Source organism: Betaproteobacteria bacterium (assembly GCA_016791345.1).
Lineage (GTDB): Bacteria > Pseudomonadota > Gammaproteobacteria > Burkholderiales > JAEUMW01 > JAEUMW01.
This window is the reverse complement of the sequence record JAEUMW010000135.1, coordinates 1-19,609: the sequence shown is the minus strand read 5'-3', so window position 1 is coordinate 19,609 and position 19,609 is coordinate 1. Positions and strand designations below refer to the sequence as shown.

At 68.1% G+C, this 19,609-nt stretch carries 15 protein-coding genes; 9 read left to right on the top strand and 6 right to left on the bottom strand.

Annotation, left to right across the window (positions count from 1 at the left end):
- Genes JNK68_05700 through gspF form a run of 6 tightly spaced genes read left to right on the top strand, consistent with a single transcriptional unit; the run spans window position 1 to window position 7,377 of the window.
- A complete protein-coding gene (locus tag JNK68_05700) occupies window positions 1-1,257 on the top strand; it encodes a hypothetical protein (protein MBL8539850.1) in 1,257 nt (418 codons plus the stop codon).
- A gap of 5 nt (window positions 1,258-1,262) precedes the next feature.
- Window positions 1,263-1,757: a type II secretion system protein M gene (locus JNK68_05695; GenBank protein ID MBL8539849.1), complete on the top strand. Its 495-nt coding sequence runs from the start codon at window positions 1,263-1,265 to the stop codon at window positions 1,755-1,757.
- A complete protein-coding gene (locus JNK68_05690) occupies window positions 1,754-2,395 on the top strand; it encodes a hypothetical protein (GenBank protein ID MBL8539848.1) in 642 nt (213 codons plus the stop codon). Before JNK68_05695 ends, JNK68_05690 begins: the two co-directional genes overlap by 4 nt.
- 2 nt (window positions 2,396-2,397) lie before the next feature.
- Window positions 2,398-4,605 carry a type II secretion system secretin GspD gene (gene gspD / locus JNK68_05685; protein ID MBL8539847.1) on the top strand — a complete coding sequence of 736 codons (2,208 nt, stop codon included), beginning with the start codon at window positions 2,398-2,400 and terminating at the stop codon, window positions 4,603-4,605.
- A gap of 6 nt (window positions 4,606-4,611) precedes the next feature.
- A complete protein-coding gene (gene gspE / locus JNK68_05680) occupies window positions 4,612-6,159 on the top strand; it encodes a type II secretion system ATPase GspE (protein MBL8539846.1) in 1,548 nt (515 codons plus the stop codon).
- Between the two features lie 6 nt (window positions 6,160-6,165).
- Window positions 6,166-7,377 carry a type II secretion system inner membrane protein GspF gene (gspF, locus tag JNK68_05675; protein MBL8539845.1) on the top strand — a complete coding sequence of 404 codons (1,212 nt, stop codon included), beginning with the start codon at window positions 6,166-6,168 and terminating at the stop codon, window positions 7,375-7,377.
- Here the strand turns inward: gspF and murI are convergent.
- The 6 genes from murI to trxA form a co-directional block, all read right to left on the bottom strand.
- A complete protein-coding gene (gene murI, locus JNK68_05670; GenBank protein ID MBL8539844.1) occupies window positions 7,374-8,531 on the bottom strand; it encodes a glutamate racemase in 1,158 nt (385 codons plus the stop codon). The genes gspF and murI overlap by 4 nt on opposite strands.
- A 1,411-nt stretch (window positions 8,532-9,942) precedes the next feature.
- Window positions 9,943-10,839 carry a Kdo hydroxylase family protein gene (locus JNK68_05665; GenBank protein ID MBL8539843.1) on the bottom strand — a complete coding sequence of 299 codons (897 nt, stop codon included), beginning with the start codon at window positions 10,837-10,839 and terminating at the stop codon, window positions 9,943-9,945.
- A gap of 130 nt (window positions 10,840-10,969) precedes the next feature.
- Window positions 10,970-11,191 (bottom strand): 50S ribosomal protein L31, encoded by a 222-nt coding sequence (gene rpmE, locus JNK68_05660; GenBank protein ID MBL8539842.1) that lies wholly within the window; start codon window positions 11,189-11,191, stop codon window positions 10,970-10,972.
- 78 nt (window positions 11,192-11,269) lie between these two features.
- Window positions 11,270-12,325 (bottom strand): NAD-dependent isocitrate dehydrogenase, encoded by a 1,056-nt coding sequence (locus tag JNK68_05655; protein MBL8539841.1) that lies wholly within the window; start codon window positions 12,323-12,325, stop codon window positions 11,270-11,272.
- A 187-nt stretch (window positions 12,326-12,512) separates the two neighbouring features.
- The gene (gene rho / locus JNK68_05650; GenBank protein MBL8539840.1) at window positions 12,513-13,772 is read right to left on the bottom strand and encodes a transcription termination factor Rho; all 1,260 of its coding nucleotides are present in this window, start codon (window positions 13,770-13,772) and stop codon (window positions 12,513-12,515) included.
- Between the two features lie 151 nt (window positions 13,773-13,923).
- Complete coding sequence (gene trxA, locus JNK68_05645) at window positions 13,924-14,250, bottom strand: thioredoxin TrxA (protein MBL8539839.1); 327 nt, start codon at window positions 14,248-14,250, stop codon at window positions 13,924-13,926.
- A gap of 191 nt (window positions 14,251-14,441) precedes the next feature.
- Between trxA and JNK68_05640 the strand changes: the two genes are divergently transcribed.
- From JNK68_05640 to JNK68_05630, 3 genes are all read left to right on the top strand, one after another.
- A complete protein-coding gene (locus tag JNK68_05640; protein MBL8539838.1) occupies window positions 14,442-14,765 on the top strand; it encodes a ferredoxin family protein in 324 nt (107 codons plus the stop codon).
- Between the two features lie 354 nt (window positions 14,766-15,119).
- Entirely contained in the window at window positions 15,120-17,750 is a 2,631-nt protein-coding gene (locus JNK68_05635; GenBank protein MBL8539837.1) for a PD-(D/E)XK nuclease family protein, read from the top strand.
- On the top strand, window positions 17,747-19,609 hold a 1,863-nt coding region (locus JNK68_05630), incomplete at its 3' end, for a UvrD-helicase domain-containing protein (protein MBL8539836.1). The genes JNK68_05635 and JNK68_05630, both read left to right, overlap by 4 nt.

The window sequence follows — 19,609 nt, the reverse complement described above, 5'->3', positions numbered from 1 at the left end:
GTGCCCGAGCGCTCCTGGCTCCAATTGCACCTTCCCGAAGGTTGGCCTGCCGACGGCTCCGCCGATGCGCTGTTCCGCTATGCGCGCCGCGGCACCCACGGCTGCCAGACGGGAGCGTCGCGGCTCTCCGATATCGCGCCGGCGAAGACGGTGGTCGTCGTGGCGCCGGCGGCCGCCGTGCACTTCGTGCGTGTCACCTTGCCCGACCTGCGGCCGGCGCGCCTGGCGACCCTCTTGCCGCTCGCCGTCGAGGAGCACGTAGCGGCAGCGCCGGAGGAGATCCATGCGGTCGTCGTGAACCATGTGCCGCGCGGCGAAAGTCTGGTGATGGTGTGCGACAAGGCGTGGTTGGCCGCCGTGCTCGATGCCTTGGGCGCTCACGGGCTGCGTCCCGCGAGCATCATCGCAGAGGCGGAGCTTGCGGCGCGACTCGTAGCGCAGGCGACGACGCCGACGTGGATCGTTGTCCGTGCTGCCTCCGGCGGATTTGCGCGCCTTGGTGCTGACGAGATCATTGCGCTCGATCTTGGCGCGCACGCCGCCGACGTGCCGCTTGCACTGCGGCTGGCGCGTGGCACGCACCGGCGAAGCGGTGAAGCTCCGGACGAGATCGTGGTGTTCCATGCGCCTGAGCTTGGTCCGCCCGATTTCGATTTCTGGGGCCGCGTGTTGCACCTCCCGGTGCGCGACGGCGGCGAATGGCGGCCGGAACTGATCGATGCTCGGGGAATGCACGCGACCGACCTGCTGCGCGGTTTCGCTGTCCGCGGGGGAGCGCCGCTCGGATTTTCCCGCTCGGTCAAACTGGCCGGGGCGGCCGCTGCGGCGATTCTCGTTCTGCATACGGTCCTCGCCTTCGGCCAGGGGTGGCGGCTCTCCGCAGAGCGGCACACGCTCACCGCGCAGATGGACCGGCAGTTCCGCGAGATTTTCCCGGACGCAAAGGTGGTGGTCGACGCGCCGTTGCAGATGCAGCGCGGCTTGGCGCGGTTGCGGCGCGCGGCGGGCATGCCGGATGCAGCGGATTTCGTCCCCTTGCTCGCAGCCGTGGGACCGGCGCTGACTGCCACTGGCGTGCGGACGGAGCGGCTTCGCTACGAACGCGGCACGCTCGAAGCGGCGGTGACGCTTCCCGCCGGAACGCCCCCGACTGCGATCGAGCAGCTGGTAGTGCCAGGCTACCGGATGCGAGTGGAGCGCACCCGGGATGCCTCCTCCGCCGACGCGCTGACGTTGTTCGTGCAGGCCGAGGGGTGACGCAGATGTCGTTGCTCGCCGCCTGGCAGGCACGGACTTCGCGCGAGCGCACTGCACTCGCGCTCGGCGCGGTCGCGGTCACGGCGCTGTTGTTCTATGGTTTCGCATGGGAGCCGTGGCGCGCGCAGCAGGCGCGGCTGCGCGACTACCTTCCCCGTCTGCGCGCTCAGGCTGCCCAGTTCAGCGTCGACGTGGCGGAGGCTGCGCGCCTGCGCGCGCAGGTGCGCACCGCGCCGTCCGGCGAGCACCCTCGCTCGGCGATCGAGTCCGCCGCGGCCGCAACGGGTGTGCGCGCGCAACTCAAGTCGATTGCGGAAGTCCCGGCGGGGCGCTTCCAGGTCACCCTGGATCCCGTGCCGTATGACGCATTCATCCGCTGGGCCGGCACCCTGGCCGCCCAGGCAGTGACCGTCGAGTCCGTCGAATTGCGCGCCGGAGCCGCTCCGGGGACGGTCACGGTCGTATCGCTCGTCGTGAAGAGTCGCGGGGCCGAGCAGTGATCGCACTCGCACAGCACCTGCGCAACTCCCGGCTGCCGGGGGTGACGCTCTGGGTCGTGGTCTGCCTGCTCGGTGTTGCCGTCGCCTTCCATTGGCTGCGGGAGGCCGCGGCGACAGAGCCGCCCTCGACGGTTGTGCCACCGCGCGCGGCGATCGATCTCCAGGCGGCGATCGCGCAGGCCGCAACGGCACCGCTGTTCGGCGAGGCGCCCCCGAGCGGATCTGCGGCGATTGCCGAATCGGCCCCGCTTGACATCAAGCTCAAGGGGGTCGTCGCCGGCCGCGGCGGTCCTGCGGCGGCGATCGTGAACACCGGCGGCGAAGAAGACGAGCTGGCGATGCCGGGTGCGGAGATTCGCGCCGGCGTGAAGCTGGAAAGCGTCGAGAGGACCCATGTCGTCGTGAGCCGCGATGGCGTCACCCTGCGTGTCGATCTCGAGCCGGTCCGGAGCGAGTCCTCGCGATCGAAGGGCGGTTCGCATGCGAGCGGCAAGCGAGCTCTGCACAGTCCACCGCAACCCGCGGCGGCAGAAGGCGAGGTGCCTGCTACCGGCGCCGAGCCCGCGGCCGAGCAGCCGCTCGCCCCGCCCATGCCACAGTCCGGCATTGCGCCGGACTCCCTCACTCCCGTCGCGTGACCATGCTTTCGACCAAACCCTCTTCGCTGCGCACGAGGTTCATCGCCTTCGCAACCGCGGCGACTCTTACCTTCGGCGCGCCCGGCGCGACGCACGCTGCAGGCGATCCGGTATCCGGACCCTCGGCGGCGACGAACGATGACAAGTCGGTCACGCTCAACTTCGTGAACGCAGACCTGCCGGCCGTGATCAAGGCGGCGGCAGAGATCACGGGCCGCGACGTGCTGATCGACCCACGTGTGACCGGCGCGGTGACCATCATCACGCCGAAAGCGGTACCGCGCAGCCTGGTGTGGAACATCATGCTGTCGGCCATCCGCGCGCAGGGCTTCACCGCGGTGGACAGCGAGTCGGGTGTCGCGCGCATCGTGCCGGAGGCGGACGCGAAGTTCTTCGGCGGGCCGGTCGGCCGCCAGCGCGGTGCCGGCGACAAGATCGCCACCGAAGTCTTCGTCCTCGAGAACGAGCGCGCACAGCAGATGGTGCCCGTGCTGCGGCCGCTGATGTCGCCCAACAACGTGGTCAATGCGGCGCCGGCTGCCAATGCACTCATCATCACCGATTACGCCGAGAACCTGGAACGCATCCGGCGCGTCATTGCCGAAGTGGACCGGCCGGTGGGCGGCGACATCATCGCCATTCAGCTGAAGCACGCCGCCGCGGCCGACTTCATGCAGATCGTCCAGCGCCTCGTGCCGGACGCGGCGACGAGCGCCGCGGCGCAGGGCGGCCCCTCGCGGGTGGCGCTGGCGGTCGACCCGCGCACCAACTCGATCCTGGTGCGGGCGGACAACCCGACGCTCGCCTCCCGCATCCGCTCGCTCGCAACGACGCTCGATTCACCGTCGAGCCAGCTCGGCAACATCCACGTCGTCTACCTCCGCAACGCCGACGCAACGCGTCTCGCGGATGCGCTGCGCGCGCTGCTCTCCGGCATGCCGAGCCAGTCCGGCACGACGCAAAGCCAGACGGGCAGCCAGTTCGGGCAGGCGCTGGGAGCGCAATCGCAGACGGCGGCGAACCAGACGGGAACGCAGCAGCAGACGCCGGCGGCGATGAGCGCGGTGGCGAACGGGCAGCTTGCCACCTTGCCGCCGATCACCGGCGGCGGGACACCCGGAGGCGTCACCATTCAGGCCTATCCGGAGCAGAACTCGCTCGTCATCGTGGCACCCGATCCCGTGTACAACGCCTTGCGCTCGGTGATCGACAAGCTCGACGCGCGCCGTGCGCAGATCTACGTCGAGGCGCTGATCGTCGAGGTCGCCTCGACCAAGGCGGCGGAGTTCGGCATCCAATGGCAGGACCTGAGCGGGCTGCAGCGCTCGAGCACGAGCTTCATCGGCGCCACCAACTTCACGAATGGACTCGGCCGCGGCATCAACGACGTGAGCCAGTCGTTGCCGGGGCTTGCGCAGGGGCTGAGTCTCGGCGTCGTGAGCGGCCCCCTCACCGTCGCCGGCAAGCAGATTCTCGACTTGCAGGTGCTCGCCCGCGCACTCGAAGCGGACTCCCAGGCCAACATCCTTTCGACCCCGAATCTCGTCACTCTCGACAACGAGGAAGCGCGCATCATCGTCGGCCAGAACATTCCCATCACCACCGGCAGCTTCACGCTGACCGGCGCCGGCTCGGGCGTGACGAATCCCTTCCAGACGTTCACACGGCAGGACATCGGTGTCGCGCTGCGCGTGCGTCCGCAGGTGGCGGAAGCCGGTGCCGTCAAGCTCGGAATCTACCAGGAAGTGTCGAGCATCCGCGACGAAAACAACGCCAACGGCATCATCCTCAACAAGCGCGCACTGGAGTCACAGGTGGTGGTCGACGACGGCCAGATCATCGTCCTCGGCGGGCTGATTTCCGACGACGTGAACTCGACGGTGCAGTCGGTACCCGTGCTCGGCAGCATTCCGGTTCTGGGCTGGCTCTTCCGCTACACGACGCGGCAACGCGACAAGACCAACCTGATGGTCTTCCTGCGCCCGCTGGTCATCCGCGATTCCACGGCCGCCGCCCGCGTCACCGGCGAGCGCTACGAGTACATTCGCGAGATCCAGGGCAGTCAGCGCCTGCCGCCGAGCCCGCTGCTGCCGGACATGCCGACGCCGCAACTGCCACCACTGCCTGGCGATGCCGGCCGAGTTGGTGCCCCGGTTCCCCCCCTCGTCGATCTGCGCGGGCAGGCTGCAGCTCCGACCGCGGCCGAGTGACCGCCGATGCCGAACGCACCCGCTTCGACGACGCACGTGGAGCCGGCGCCAAGCGAGCTCGACCCGGATTTCGCGCGGCGGTTGCCGTATCACTTCGCGCGCGAGAACGGCGTCATCGCCGCACGGGCACGGGATGATGGCGCCGAGATCTGGGTCCGCGCCGAGGTCACGACGGCAACCCTCGGTGAGGTGCGGCGCACGCTCGGGCGTCCGCTCAGACCTGTCATGCTGGACGCCGAGGCTTTCGCCGTTCGGCTTGCTCAGGCATACACGCGGGAGGAATCGAGCGCTGCCGGTCTGATCGGCGACATCGAGGGTGCGGGCGACCTGAAGAGTCTCGCCGACGGCCTGCCGGTCGTGACCGATCTCCTGGAGACCGAGGACGATGCGCCGATCATCCGCTTCCTCAACACGCTGCTGACGCAGGCGCTGCGCGACCGCGCCTCGGACATCCACATCGAGGCCTTCGAGGGACGGTCGCTGGTGCGCTTTCGCATCGACGGCACGCTGCGCGAGGTGCTGGAGCCGCCACGCGCGCTGCACGCAGCACTGGTGTCGCGCGTGAAGGTGATGGCCGAACTCGACATCGCCGAGAAGCGTCTGCCCCAGGACGGGCGCATCACGCTGCGCATTGCCGGGCGGCCGGTCGACGTGCGCGTTTCCACGCTGCCGACCGGGCACGGCGAGCGCGTCGTGCTGCGGCTGCTGGACAAGCAGGCCGGCGTGCTCGATTTCGCGGCGCTCGGCATGAGCGAGCAAACCCAGAAGCGGATGGACGAACTGGTGCGTCAGGCGCACGGCATCGTGCTGGTTACCGGTCCCACCGGGTCGGGCAAGACCACCACGCTCTACGCGGCGCTGTCGCGACTCGACGCCGACCGCCTCAACATCATGACGGTCGAGGACCCGATCGAGTACGACCTCGACGGCATCGGCCAGACGCAGGTCAATGCCGGCATCGACATGACGTTCGCACGGGCTCTGCGCGCGATTCTGCGGCAGGACCCGGACGTGGTGATGATCGGCGAGATCCGCGACCTGGAGACCGCGCGCATCGCCGTGCAGGCGAGCCTCACCGGTCACCTCGTGCTGGCGACGCTGCACACGAACGACGCCGTCGGCGCCGTCACGCGTCTCATCGACATGGGCATCGAGCCCTTCCTGCTTTCCTCATCGCTGCTCGGAGTGATGGCCCAGCGGCTGGTGCGCCGCCTGTGTCCGGACTGCCGGCGTGCGGCGCCGGCAAACGCAGCGCAGCGCGCGGAGTTGCCGCCGGAACTCGGTAACGTGCCCCTGCCCGAGGCGGTCGGCTGTGCGGTCTGCAAGGGGACGGGCTATCGCGGGCGCACCGGGATCTACGAGATGGTGATCGTCGATCGCGAGTGCGCGGAACTCATCCGCAGCGGCGCGTCCGAGCAGCAACTGCGCGACCACAACGCCCGCCAGTACGGCGGGAACCTGCGCGCGGACGGCATGCGCTGGATCGCGGCGGGCGCGACCACGCTCGACGAGGTGCTGCGGGTGACGCGTGCCGGTGCGGAAGGGGAGGGCTAGAGCGCCGTGTCCGCGTTCAACTTCGAAGCGCTTGCCGCTGACGGACGCATCAAGCGCGGGGTGCTGGAATCCGACAGCGCGCGCCAGGCGCGCGCGCAACTGCGCGAAAAAGGGCTGATCCCGCTGGCGGTGGAGGCGATTGCCGAGGGCACGGCGCCCAGCGTCGCGGGCTTCGGGCGGCGCGCCCTCGGGGCGAACGCGCTCGCGCTCGTCACCCGTCAGCTCTCGACCCTGCTCGGCGCCGGCCTCACCATCGAGCAGACGCTGAATGCGCTGATCGAGCAGGCGGAAACCCAGCGCGAGCGGCAGCTCCTTGCCGCCGTGCGCGGCGACGTCCTCGCCGGCCAGCCGCTCGCACGCGCGCTTGCCCGTCATCCCTCGACCTTCCCGGATCTGTATCGCACGCTGGTCGATGCCGGCGAGCGGGCCGGCCGGCTGCCCGACGTGCTGCTGCGGCTGGCGGATTACACGGAGGACAGCGCTGCGCTGCGCGGCAAGGTGCTGCTCGCGTTTGTCTATCCGGCGCTCGTCACGCTGGTCGCGGTTGCGGTCGTGAGCGGTCTGCTCGTGTTCGTCGTGCCGCAGGTGGTGCGCGTCTTCGAGAACAGCCATCAGGCGCTGCCGTTCCTGACACGGGCGCTGATCGCGGTGTCCGCCCTGGTCCGTGGCTATGGCGTGTACCTGCTGGCAGGGCTGGGCGCGGCGGCCGTGGCATTACGCCAGGCACTGCGTTCGCCGTCGGTGCGCGCCCGCTGGCACCGCTTTCTGTTGCGGCTGCCGGTGATCGGCGCGCTGCATCGCAGTCTGAATTCGGCGCGACTCGCGAGCACGCTTGCGATCCTCGTCGCCAGCCGCGTGCCGCTGACCACTGCGCTGCGTGCGGGCGAAGGCACCGTCTCGAATCTGCCCATGCGTGCAGCGCTGGCTGCCGCCGGCCAGCGCGTGGAGCAGGGATCGACGCTCGCGCGTGCGCTCGGCGCGAGTCAGCTCTTCCCGCCGCTGATGGTGCACATGATTGCGAGCGGAGAAGCGAGCGGGCGGCTGGCGGAAATGCTGGAGCGTACCGCGACCCAGCAGGCGCGCGACCTGGAGCGCCGTGTCGGCGTCTTTATGTCCCTGCTCGAGCCCATGCTCATCCTCGCGATGGGGGCGGTCGTGCTCGTCATCGTGCTCGCGATCCTGCAGCCGGTCTTCGAGCTCAACACGATCGTGCGCTAGCTTCTCGCGCCATGGTCGACGAGCAGGTGCTCGCCGTGCCACTGCGCCAGGCGCACCGGACTCGAAGCGGTCGACAATCTTTCCAGTGCACGCTGATACGGCGCCGCGGCACCGGTGGTGTAGAAGACGCGGCGTGCCGCGCGCCCCGGTGCGCCGAGCAGCCCGCGCTGTTCGAGTACCCGCTGCAGGTAGCGCGCGATGGCGGGTGCCGGGTCGATGACGTTCACCTCGGGCCCGGCGATGCGCCGGATCGGCTCGAGCAGGAAGGGATAGTGCGTGCAGGCGAGCACGATCGTGTCGGCGCCGGCATCGAGGATCGGCTGCACGTACCTGCGCAGCAGCGCTGCCGTTTCTTCGCTGTCGAAGTCCCCGGTCTCGACGCGGTCTGCGAGCCCGTCGCACACCTGGTTCACGAGCCGGATACCGCTCGCGTAGCGCCCGGCGGTCGCCTGGAAGAGCTTGCCCTGGAAGGTCGCGGGCGTTGCCATGATGCCGACCACACCGCTCTTCGTGGTCAGCGCGGCTGGCTTCACCGCCGGCTCCATGCCCACCGACGGCAGCGTGGGAAAGTTCTCCCGCAGGTGCTTGAGCGCGGCGGCGGAGGCCGTGTTGCAGGCGACGACGATCGCCTTGCAGCCGTGTTCGATCAGGAAGCGCGTGATCGTGTCGCAGAAGTGACGGATCTGCTCCTGCGGCCGCGGGCCGTAGGGTACGTGCGCCTGGTCAGCGAAATAGACGGTGTCCTCGTGCGGCAGCTGGCGCACGATCTCGCGCAGGACGGAAAGACCGCCGACACCGGAGTCGAAAACGCCAATCGGCTGGGAATGCGGCACGCTGTGGGGACTAGGATTTCTTCGTCGGGCTGCGCCGGTAAAGCCGGAATCGTTCCTTGGTGTCGCCCGGTCGCGCACCTTCCCAGATCTTCTTCCAGCTGGTGCCGACCGTGGACTCCTGCAGGCTGCTGCCCTGCGTGAGCAGCAGGTCGCATTCCCGCTTCGGCTGCGGCAGTTCCTCCCGATAGGTGACGATGCCCGCGTAGTACTCGAGCATCGCCCGCTGCGAGTCGCCGAGGCCGATGCTGGAAATGCAGCGACTGGTCGCCGGCAGTGCCTGCTTGAGTTCCAGCGCCACGCTCTTGTAGCTCTTCCCGGCATCCACGTACGGCAGCCACAGGGTCGACGCGAGTATCCACATCAGGGTGATGCCGCCGCCCCAGTTGACGAGCGCGCGCCGCGTCGTCGGCATCGTGCGCGCGACCAGCGCCGCCCACAGAAATGTACACACGGCGGCGACGATGAACGACAGCCAGTAGAAGCGCCCACTGAAACCCGGCTGAAACGCTGCGAGCTGGCGCGCGATGCCGGACGGCCAGCCCGTCAGCAGCGCCACCCAGCCGATCCAGAGGAGGATCGCGATGAGACCGAAGGTCATGATGCCGAACCAGTCCAGCGCGCTGATCGCGCCGCGCCGCAGGCTGTCCAGCGATGCCACCGCGAGCAGCGTCAACGGAATGAGGAGCGGCAGGGCATAGACGTCGTTCGCCTTCGACGCGAGACCGAGCAGCACGAGCATCGCGACGAGCGCCACCAGCGGCAGCTGCAGTTCGGGGCGGTCGACGAGGCCGCGGCGCCCGTGCCAGAGCGTCCACAGCGCCAGCGGCAGCACCGGCCACGCGAACCAGGGCAGCAGCACCAGGTAGTCACGCCAGGCGAGCGCGGGTCGGGAGGGGCCGATGAGGAAGAGCGCGCCGATGGCATCCTCGGCGAGCCATTGATGGAAGAGCGCGGGCGATTCGCGAAAGAGGGCGAAAGGCCAGATCGCGAGCCACGGTGCCGCCGCGAGGCAGGCGACCCCGATCGCGCGGAACTGGCTCGATTGCCGCCAGTGCCGGCCCATGACGGCGAGGGCGAGTGCGCTCGCGAGAAGGACGATCGGCCCGAACAGCCCACGGGCGAGGAACGCGATGCCGATGCCGGTGCCAAAGGCGGCGCCGCCGAGCAGCGGTCGGCGCGGTGCCGCCGCAAGCCCATACAGGGCGAGCGCGATGCCGGTGAGCAGCGGCCCGTCCGGAATCAGCTGGTGCGCACGCACGATCCAGCCGACGCAGCCGAGCAGACCGACCGCTGCGATGCCGGCGTAGGCGCGCCCATACAACTCGCGCGCAGTGAGCGCCGTAAACCACAGGGTCAGCACGAGAAAGGCGCCACTCGCCAGGCGCGCGGCGTCGTGCGCCGGCAGCAGCCAGGAGAAGAGCTTGATGAACCCGGCCGCCACCCAGTGAACAAGCGGCGGCGTATCGAGCGCGGCTTCGCCGGCGAGTTCCGGCACGACCCAGGTGCCGTGACCCTGGACGAGATTGCTGACGATGCCGACGGTGGCGGCTTCGTCCGGCTTCCACGGCTCGCGCCCCACCAGCCCCGGGAGAATCCAGGCAATGGCGAGCAGGATGGCCGTCGCCGTGGCTGACAGCCGGATGTGGAAGCGGCGGCGCGCCGGCGTCGCTTCGGGCAGCGATTCGTCGATGCGCGACAGGGCAGTGCTCACGCGAGGTGGTGACGCTTCCTTCTAGGCGAGCGGCCGCTGATACAGGCCTTCGAGGATCCGCAGCGGGGAGCGCTCCGGGCGGTGCATGGCTGTCACCGGCAGGTGGAACGTCTGCTCCAGCAGGTGCTGGCCGCCGAGCGCGGCGTGCATGACGCGGTCGGTGAAAACGATCCAGGTGGTGCCGGGCGGGAAGGCAACCGCGGTCTTGGGCGAGGCTTTCTGATAGGCCATGTCCGCCTTGCCGCGATCGTGCAGCTGCAGCATCACGTGATCGTATGGCGTGCGGCGCCCGCGCGTGAGCCGCAGATGCTCGAGCAGTGCGCCCGAGAGTGCGCTCGGCAGGGGGATGCGATCGATGAACTTCGGTGCGAACGCCTCGAACGGCTCGCCGACCTCCCAGCGGCGGGGCTCGCCCTCGGGATTCACGTTGCTGAAGACGCGCAGGATGCGGCGTCCCTGGTTGGGCGTGGCGGAGAAGGCGTCGACGTGCAACCGCGTGTCGTCCTTCTTGTACGAACTCGGGCGACCCTCGACGCGGACCGGACGAAAGCTGGTGCGCGCGATCTCGAGATCTGCGGCGTATCCGGGCAGCACGTTCTCGATGAGTCGCGTCGTGCTCTGCGCATACCTGCGCATCAATGCATGCAGCGTCTCGCGTGCCGTTGCCGTGAGCGCGGTGCCGTGCAGGCTGTCGTTGCGGATGTCGTAGACGACGTTCTTCGACTTGCCGTCCGACGTGGCGGGCGAGAGCAGCGGCTTCTCGTCCGCCGTGAACTCGAAGGGCAGCTGGGGAAAGTACAGAATCTCGCCGCGTTCGAGCGCATCGACCGTCTCGTCACCCGCCTCGTCCGGCGCCACGCTGTCCCAGCGGCTGGTGCGCAACACCTTGAGGGCAGCGGGTTGGGCGGTTGCGTCCATTTTCTGAACTCCTGTCAAAGCCACCTCGATCGATTTTTCCGTCATCGGAAAACAAAAAGGCAGCGGGTCACGCTGCCTTTGCTCGTGCGGCACCGGCAGAGCCTCCGCGGAGGCCGCCCGCTACGGCTGCTCAGGCAGCGGGCTTTCCCGCCCCCCGCGCATAGCGCTGCCGGAACTTCTCCACGCGCCCGGCGGTGTCCACGATCTTCTGCTTGCCGGTGTAGAACGGATGGCAGGCCGAACACACCTCCACGTGCAGCGGGCGCCCGATGGTCGAGCGCGTCTTGAACGTGTTGCCGCAACTGCAGGTGACGGTGATCTCTTCGTACTTCGGGTGAATCTTCTCTTTCATGGAATGCTCCTGCGCGCCGAATCCAGGCCTCGCGAAAGGCGGAGGATTATCCGGAAAAACCGGTGCCGACGCAAGAACTCAGCCCTGGGCCGCCGACATCGTTGCCATGCGGCTGATCAGCGCATCGGTGTACTCCAGCGTCGATGCCGTGCCGCCGAGATCGCGGGTGCGGACCTTGTCGTCCTGGATGACGCGGTCGATGGCATCGCGCAGGATCCGGGCCTTTTCGGGTTCGCCGACGTAGTCGAGCATCATCGCCGCCGCGAGGAGCAGCGCGGTGGGGTTGGCCACACCCTTGCCCGCGATGTCCGGCGCCGAGCCGTGCACCGCCTCGAAGATCGCCGCCTCGGTGCCGATGTTGCCGCCGGGTGCGAGTCCCAGCCCGCCGACGAGTCCGGCGATGAGGTCGGAGAGAATGTCACCGAACAGGTTCGTGGTGAGAATCACGTCGAACTTGGTCGGGTCGAGGACGAGCTGCATGGCGCACGCGTCGATGATGCGATCGTCGAGTGTGATGCGACCCTCGTATTTCTTGAAGCACTCGCGCACCTCTTCCACGAAGAGCCCGGTGAGCGCCTTCAGGATGTTCGCCTTGTGCACGCACGTCACGTTCTTGCGGCCGTTCTTCACAGCGTAGTCGAAGGCGAACTCGGCGACCCGGCGGCAGCCCTCGCGCGTGTTCACGCCGGAGCCGATCGCCACCGCGTGCGGATCGCCCTTGATCGGGATGAAGTGCTCGAAGCCGACATAGAAGCCTTCCGTGTTCTCGCGCACGAGCACGATGTCGACATCCTCGTAACGGCCGCCGGGAACGATGGTGCGCACCGGACGCAGGTTGGCATAGAGCTCGAATTCCTCGCGCAGGCGCACGTTGACGGAGCGGTAACCGCCGCCGACCGGCGTGGTGAGCGGGCCTTTCAAGGCGAGCCGCGTGCGATGGATGCTCTCCATCGTTTCTTTCGGCAGAGGGTCGCCCTGGCGTGCGACCGCCGCCATGCCGCCCGTCACTTCCTCCCATTCGAACGGCGCCTTGAGCGCATCGAGCACACGCACGGTGGCGTGCATGATTTCCGGCCCGATGCCGTCGCCGGCGATGAGAGTGGCGGGGATCTTCCTGGCGGCTTGGTTCGACATTCTTGTTCCTCCACAAAAGTGATTGCGGGACACGCGGCGCGGCTACGGCTGCTCGCGAGCGGTGATCCTACCTCGTTCGCATTGCATCAAGAACTGGCGTTTGCTACCGGATACTGGTCTCCGACCTCGATGCTCACTGATCAGCCCCTGCGCATCGCAGCCGGCCGACCTCGATGCCTCACTGTTCCTAGCCCCTGCGCATCGAGTCGAAGAAGTCGGCGTTGCCCTTGGTCGCCTTGATCTTGTCGAGCAGAAACTCCATCGCCTCGAGGTCGTCCATCGGATAGAGCAGCTTCCGCAGCACCCAGATCTTCTGCAGGATCTCCTGCTTGATGAGCAACTCTTCGCGCCGCGTGCCGGAGCGGTTGACGTTGATCGACGGGTAGATACGCTTCTCGGCCATGCGGCGATCGAGGTGAATCTCCATGTTGCCGGTACCCTTGAACTCCTCGTAGATGACGTCGTCCATGCGCGATCCGGTGTCGATCAGGGCAGTTGCCAGGATGGTGAGCGAGCCGCCTTCCTCGATGTTGCGGGCGGCGCCGAAAAAGCGCTTCGGCCGCTGCAGCGCGTTCGAGTCGACACCACCGGTCAGCACCTTGCCGGACGCGGGCACCACGGTGTTGTAGGCGCGGGCAAGCCGCGTGATCGAATCGAGCAGGATCACCACGTCCTTCTTGTGCTCGACGAGACGCTTCGCCTTTTCGATCACCATCTCGGCCACCTGCACGTGGCGCGTCGCGGGTTCGTCGAAGGTCGACGCCACCACCTCGCCTTTCACCGTGCGTGTCATCTCCGTCACTTCCTCGGGACGCTCGTCGATGAGCAGCACGATGAGGATGACGTCAGGATGATTGGCAGTGATGCTGTGGGCGATGTGCTGCATCAGCACCGTCTTGCCGGCCTTCGGCGGGGAGACGATGAGCCCGCGCTGGCCCTTGCCGATCGGCGCGATGATGTCGATGATGCGGCCGGTGATGTTCTCCTCGGCCTTGATGTCGCGTTCCAGAACGAGCGGCTGCGTCGGGTGCAGCGGCGTCAGGTTCTCGAACAGGATCTTGTGCTTCGCGTTCTCCGGTGGCTCGTGGTTGACCTTGTCCACCTTCACCAGCGCGAAATAGCGCTCGCCATCCTTCGGCGTGCGGATCTCCCCCTCGACCGAGTCGCCGGTGTGCAGGTTGAAGCGGCGGATCTGCGAAGGGCTCACGTAGATGTCGTCCGGTCCCGCCAGATAGGACGTATCGGGCGAGCGCAGGAAGCCGAAGCCGTCCGGCAGTACCTCGAGGGTGCCCTCGCCGTAGATGCTTTCGCCGCGCTTGGCCTGGTTCTTGAGGAGGGCGAAGATCAGATCCTGCTTGCGCAGGCGATTCGCGCCTTCGATTTCGTTGGCGATGGCCATCTCCACCAGTTCGGTGACGTGGAGATTTTTCAGATCGGACAGGTGCATGAGGATGGGCGCGTGCGAGCGGGAAGAAAACGGACAACCAGGAGTCGGGGGCGATTCGGCGAGGAAACGGGCGTCCCGATCGGTCCGGGACTACATCGCCATCGCGAACACGATGGCGTCGGGAACGGCGGTGAGGCTAAACCTAAAGAGTTCAGAGGTTGCTGTCAATGAAGGCGGAAAGCTGCGACTTCGACAATGCACCCACCTTGGTCGCCTCGACGTTGCCGTTCTTGAACAGCATCAGCGTCGGAATGCCGCGAATGCCAAAGCGCGGCGGCGTCGCCTGATTCTCGTCGATGTTGAGCTTGGCCACCTTGAGCTTGCCGGAATATTCCTTCGCCACCTCGTCCAGGATGGGCGCGATCATCTTGCACGGGCCGCACCACTCCGCCCAGTAGTCGACGAGAACGGGTGTGGACGACTGCAGGACTTCCTGTTCGAAAGTGTCGTCGGTGACGTAATGGATGTGCTCACTCATGGATGATCCGGAACCAGCAAATTTCGGGGGAGCGCCGCCAAGCAGGCCGGCAGGGGAGGGATTGACACACTCATGCTATCCAAAACGGCGCCGTATGGGAAGGGCCGGAAAGCCGGGTAGCGTTTCTGCTAGAATCGCGCGCATTCGCCGCACGAGCGATCCGCAACGCGCATAGAAAATCAGAGGGCGTCATGACTTACGTCGTTACCGAAAGCTGCGTCAAGTGCAAGTACACGGACTGTGTGGACGTCTGTCCCGTGGACTGTTTCCGCGAAGGTCCCAACTTTCTGGTGATCGACCCCGACGAATGTATCGATTGCACGCTCTGTGTGGCCGAATGCCCGGTCGAAGCCATTTTTGCGGAGGACGACGTGCCGGCGGACCAGCAGGAATTCATCGCCATGAACGCGGAGCTCGCCAAGGCTTGGCCCGCGATCGTCGAAAAGAAGGACGCGCTGGAGGACGCAGACGAATGGGCCAAGGTCAAGGACAAGCGTGAACTGCTGGAGAAATAGTCGCGATTTGGAATGCGTCCTTGTCGCTCGCTCGCCGGTCGTACCCCGAGGGCACCTGCTCCGCGGCTCGCGTGCGGACGCCTCCGGATGGGGCAAGGTCAAGGACAAGCGCGAACTGCTGGAGAAGTAGTGGTATTCATGGAATGCGTCCAGGTCGCACGTTCCCCGATTGCATCGCTGGCGAATGCCGGTCGTTGATGCTGCTCACCACGTCACCGAACAGCTGAACTCCGCTCGACCGAGCGTACCGCCCCGCATCTGGAACACCTGACCCTGCCGCTGCCGCGGCTCCTGCGCAATGCCGCTGGGCAACTCGTCGAGCGTTACGGTTTCCTCGACGCCGATTTTTCCCGGATGGTCGTGCTGCTGCCGACGCGTGCGGCGGCGCCGGCCTTCGCGCATGCCCTGGTCGAGGCTACGAGCGCGCCGGTGCTGCGGCTGCCGCGCCTGACCACGCTGGCCGACTGGGCGGCATCGGTCCCCGTGTCGCGGCCGCTCTGGACCGACAGCGCGCGTGAACTGGCGCTCGTCGCTCAGCTCCGCGGCCGCGGCTGGTTCGATGACGCGGACCTGTGGGCGGTGGCCGCCGAGTTGCGCCAGCTCGCGGACGATCTGACACGGCATCACGCCGTGCTGCCGACCACGGTCGACGACTTCACCGCGCGGCTGGAACTCGCCTACCGGCAGCGGGCGGGCGCGCCGATGGAGATGGAAGCGCGGCTGGTGCACGAGTCATGGCGCGCGATGACGGGCGACGGTGAGGAGGTGATCGACGCCGTCACGCGCCATCACCTGCAACTCGCGAAGCTCGCTGCATCCGCCGCGGCGCCGCTGGTGGCGGTCGGCCTCGACCGCCTCAGTGCGGCCGAGGCCGAATTCCTGGCGGCGTATGACATGCGCCAGCCCGTGCTCGTCATCTCCGGCGGCCCTGCGGTCGCCGGCGCGGACCCCGTCGTGCAGGTGCTCGCGGCGGCGTGGCCGGCGCGGGGCGCGGAGGGGCGGAGCCTGCGCGAGCGCGCGCTTGCTGCGGCCAGCGCAGATCCGCTGCGCGAGCGCATTGCGCTCTTCGGCGCCTCCAGCTTCGAAGAGGAAGCCCAGGCGGCGGACGTGCGCATCCGCAGTTGGCTTCTCGCCGGAAAGGAACGCATCGCCGTCGTGGTTCACGATCGCCTCGTCGCGCGGCGGCTGCGCGCGCTGCTCGAGCGTGCCGGCGTGCTGGTCCAGGACGAAGCCGGGTGGGCGCTTTCCACCGTGGCGGCGGCCACCGTCATCATGCGGTTTCTCGACTGCCTCGGCAGCGACTTCCACCACCGCGATCTCGTCGACCTGCTGAAGTCGCCGTTTCTTTTCGGACAGTGGAGCGTGGACGCGCGCCGCAGCGCGGCCTACAACGTGGAGAGAATCATCCGCCGCGAAGGCGTGATCTCCGGCCTCGGCAATTTCATCGAGGCCGCCGCGGGTGGCGACGAAGCGGGGCACGCGCGCGCAGCGCTCGAATGCCTGCAGGGCGGCGCGCTGCGCATGTTCGCGCGACGCCATGCCACCGTCGGCGGCTGGCTCGAGCGATTGAATCAGGCGCTCGACGTGCTCGGCGTCGCGCAGGCGCTCGCGCGCGATGCCGCCGGGCAACAGTTGCTCGACCTGCTCGCGCGCATGGCACGTGAGCTCAAGGACAGCGGGCCGCGGTTCGACTTCGGGGCGTGGCGCCGCTGGCTCGATGGCGAACTCGAACGCGCGACGTTCCGCGATCGGGACGTGACGAGTCCGGTGCTGTTCACGCATCTCGCGGCGACGGCGTTGCGGGAGTTCGACGGTGTCATCCTGCTTGGGTGCGACGCGCGGCAGTTTCCTGCGGGCGCGGGTGCGACGCTGTTCTTCAACCAGTCCGTGCGTCGCGAGCTCGGTTTGCCGACGCGCGAAGACGAGCTCGAAGACGTGCGCCGTCAATTGCTCGCGCTCGTCGCCGCGACACCCGAAGTCTTCGTCACCTGGCAGGCGCAGGTCGACGATGAGCCGAACCTCGTGAGTCCGTATTTCGCGCGCCTCGAAGCGTTCAGCGAGCTGGCCTTCGGGCACGGCCTGCGGACTGCGCCGTCCAGCATCCTGCCCGCGGCGCGGGTCGCAGGCGCGACGCAGGACAGTGCCCTGCCCGAGGTTGCCGGCCCGCCGGCACCGGCGGCAGCCGACCTCGTGCCGCCTCAGGTGTCGGTCAGCGCGTGGGCAAGTCTCGTCGCGTGCCCCTATCAGTTCTACGCTCGCCACCTGCTGAAGTTGAACGAGCTCGACGAGGTGCGCGAGGAGATCGAGAAGCGCGATTACGGCGAACTGGTGCACGCTGTCCTGCAGCGCTTCCACGGGCGGCACGCGCGCGTCTCGACGGCCGATCGCGGCGAGCTCGCGCAGGAGCTTGCCGCCATCAGCGACGAGGTCTTCGCCCCGCTTCTCGCGCGCAACTATCTCGCAGTGGGCTGGCTCACGCGCTGGCGGGTGCTGATTCCGGCCTATCTCGACTGGCAGGCGGCGCGCGAAGCGGACGGCTGGCAGTTCGCAGCGGGAGAGCAGACACGACAGGTCGTGCTCACGCTCGCCGGCGGCGGCAGCGTGACGCTGCGTGGCCGCCTCGACCGCATCGACCAGCGCGCGACGGCCGAGGGCCTGGAATGCGCCGTCCTGGATTACAAGACGCAGAGCGTCGAGGTCCTGCGGCGCAAGGTGCGGGATGCGGGCGAGGACGTGCAGCTTGCTGCGTACGCGCTGCTGCAGGAGGGTGTCGCGGACGCTGCCTACGTGAGCCTGGACAAGGGCAAGGTGGCGGCGGTGCCGCCGGAGGGCGATCCCGCCGTGCTCGCCGCGGATGATCGCCAGCGCATGGTGCGCGCGTTTTCCGGGCTCGTCGGCGGTGCACGGCTCCCCGCGCACGGCGATCTCTCGACCTGCCGCTGGTGCGAGATGCGCGCGCTTTGTCGCCGCGACCACTGGACATGAAGCGCGAGGAACTGAACCGGATCGCGCTCGACCCGTCGCGCCACGTGGCCGTGGAAGCCTGCGCGGGATCGGGCAAGACCTGGCTCCTCGTTTCACGCATTCTGCGTCTGCTGCTGGCCGGCGCGGCGCCGTCCGAGATCCTCGCCATCACCTTCACGCGCAAGGCCGCTCAGGAAATGGAGAGTCGCCTTCGCGACGGGCTGCGCGTGCTGGCGCTGCGACCGGATGACGAGGTGCGGGAGTTTCTTGCCGCGCGCTCCGTTCCGGACGGCGAAGTGGATGACCTGCTGCAGCCGGCGCGCGGCCTGTTCGAACGCTTCCTCACTGCGCAGCCCGGCGTCACCGTGAGCACCTTCCACGGCTGGTTCCTGGAAGTCCTGAAGCGCTCGCCGCTGGCGGAGGGCGCGCCCGGCAACACGACGCTGATCGAGCATACGTCCGATCTCGTACGCGATGCGTGGGACGAGTTTGCGCAAGGTCTGCGCCGCGACGAAGCCAGTGCGCTCGCCGCCGGCTTCCGCCGTCTGATCGAGCATTACGATCTTCACACGGTACGTCGACTGCTCAACCGTCTGCTGCACGAGCGCGCACGCTGGTGGGCCTACACCGCGGGCCACGAGGATCCGATCGCGTTCGCGCTCGCCGACTTGAAACGCCAGCTCGGCGTCGATCCCGATGCGGACCCGATCGCCGACGTCATGGCGGACGCGCGCTTTCTCGATGCCTTGCACACAACGAGCGCCGCGCTTCGGCGCGGCTCTGACGCAGCGCATGCCTTGGCCGACGCGATCGACGCGGCGCTCGCGCAGCCCGTGGTGGCAGCCCAGTTCGCGGCGCTCGAAACGAGTCTCCTGACGCAGGAGCACGAGCCGCGCAAGGTCTGCACGAAGGCTTGCACGAAATTCGGCGCGGAGGCCGCCTGGAGGCACGTGTGCGAGCGACTCGCAGCGGCGAGCGGTGCACACACGGAACAGCAGGTGTGGCGCCTGCACGCGGCGGCGCTGCCGTGTGCCGTCCGCCTCATCGACATCTACCAGCGCCTGAAGCGCCAGCGCGAGGCGATGGACTTCATCGACATCGAGTGGCGCGCGTGGCGGCTGCTGTCCCGCTCCGATCATGCGGAATACATGCAGTACAAGCTGGACGCGCGCTACCGTCACGTGCTGGTCGACGAGTTCCAGGACACCAACCCGCTGCAGTGGCAGATCCTGCGCGCGTGGCTCGATGCCTCCGCCGCCGTCGATCGCGCGCCGACGGTGTTTCTGGTCGGTGATCCGAAGCAGTCGATCTATCGCTTCCGCGGGGCCGAGGCGCGCCTGTTCGAGCTCGGCACGCGCCACGTCGAGGACGCTCTCGGTGGCAGCGCGGTCGCCCTGAACGAGTCACGACGCAGCGCCCGCCCGGTGATCGAAGCGGTCAATCGCGTGTTCCGCGACGAGCCTGGCTTTGCTCCGCACGAGACGCACCACCAGGACTTGCCGGGGCGTGTCCAGGTGTTGCCGTTGGCGCGCGCCACGCAGAGCGCGCCAGCGGCGCTCACGGCAACCGTACCGCGCGATCCGCTGCGCACGCCGCGCCGCGAAGAGCCGGAGGGCGCGCGCGAGGCCGAAGCGGTCCAGCTCGTGGCGGGCATTCGCGACATCGTCGGGCGCTGGAGGATTCGCGACGACGCGACGCTGCGGGAGCGCCCAGCGGGCTATGCAGACATCCTGCTGCTGGTGCGCGGCCGCACGCATCTCACGGTGTACGAGCAGCGGCTGCGTGCCGCCCGCATTCCCTATCTCACGCCGCGCCAGGGCGGGCTGTTGCTGACGCTGGAAGCGGCCGACCTCACATCGCTGCTGCGCTTTCTCGTCACG

Bases quoted from the DNA above. Each gene is read 5' to 3' on its own strand.
- JNK68_05695 (MBL8539849.1), top strand. From the start codon at position 1,263: ATGTCGTTGCTCGCCGCCTGGCAGGCACGGACTTCGCGCGAGCGCACT.
- gspD (MBL8539847.1), top strand. From the start codon at position 2,398: ATGCTTTCGACCAAACCCTCTTCGCTGCGCACGAGGTTCATCGCCTTC.
- gspE (MBL8539846.1), top strand. From the start codon at position 4,612: ATGCCGAACGCACCCGCTTCGACGACGCACGTGGAGCCGGCGCCAAGC.
- murI (MBL8539844.1), bottom strand. From the start codon at position 8,531: ATGCCGGGAAGAGCTACAAGAGCGTGGCGCTGGAACTCAAGCAGGCAC.
- JNK68_05665 (MBL8539843.1), bottom strand. From the start codon at position 10,839: ATGGACGCAACCGCCCAACCCGCTGCCCTCAAGGTGTTGCGCACCAGC.
- rpmE (MBL8539842.1), bottom strand. From the start codon at position 11,191: ATGAAAGAGAAGATTCACCCGAAGTACGAAGAGATCACCGTCACCTGC.
- JNK68_05655 (MBL8539841.1), bottom strand. From the start codon at position 12,325: ATGTCGAACCAAGCCGCCAGGAAGATCCCCGCCACTCTCATCGCCGGC.
- rho (MBL8539840.1), bottom strand. From the start codon at position 13,772: ATGCACCTGTCCGATCTGAAAAATCTCCACGTCACCGAACTGGTGGAG.
- trxA (MBL8539839.1), bottom strand. From the start codon at position 14,250: ATGAGTGAGCACATCCATTACGTCACCGACGACACTTTCGAACAGGAA.
- JNK68_05640 (MBL8539838.1), top strand. From the start codon at position 14,442: ATGACTTACGTCGTTACCGAAAGCTGCGTCAAGTGCAAGTACACGGAC.
- JNK68_05635 (MBL8539837.1), top strand. From the start codon at position 15,120: ATGGTCGTGCTGCTGCCGACGCGTGCGGCGGCGCCGGCCTTCGCGCAT.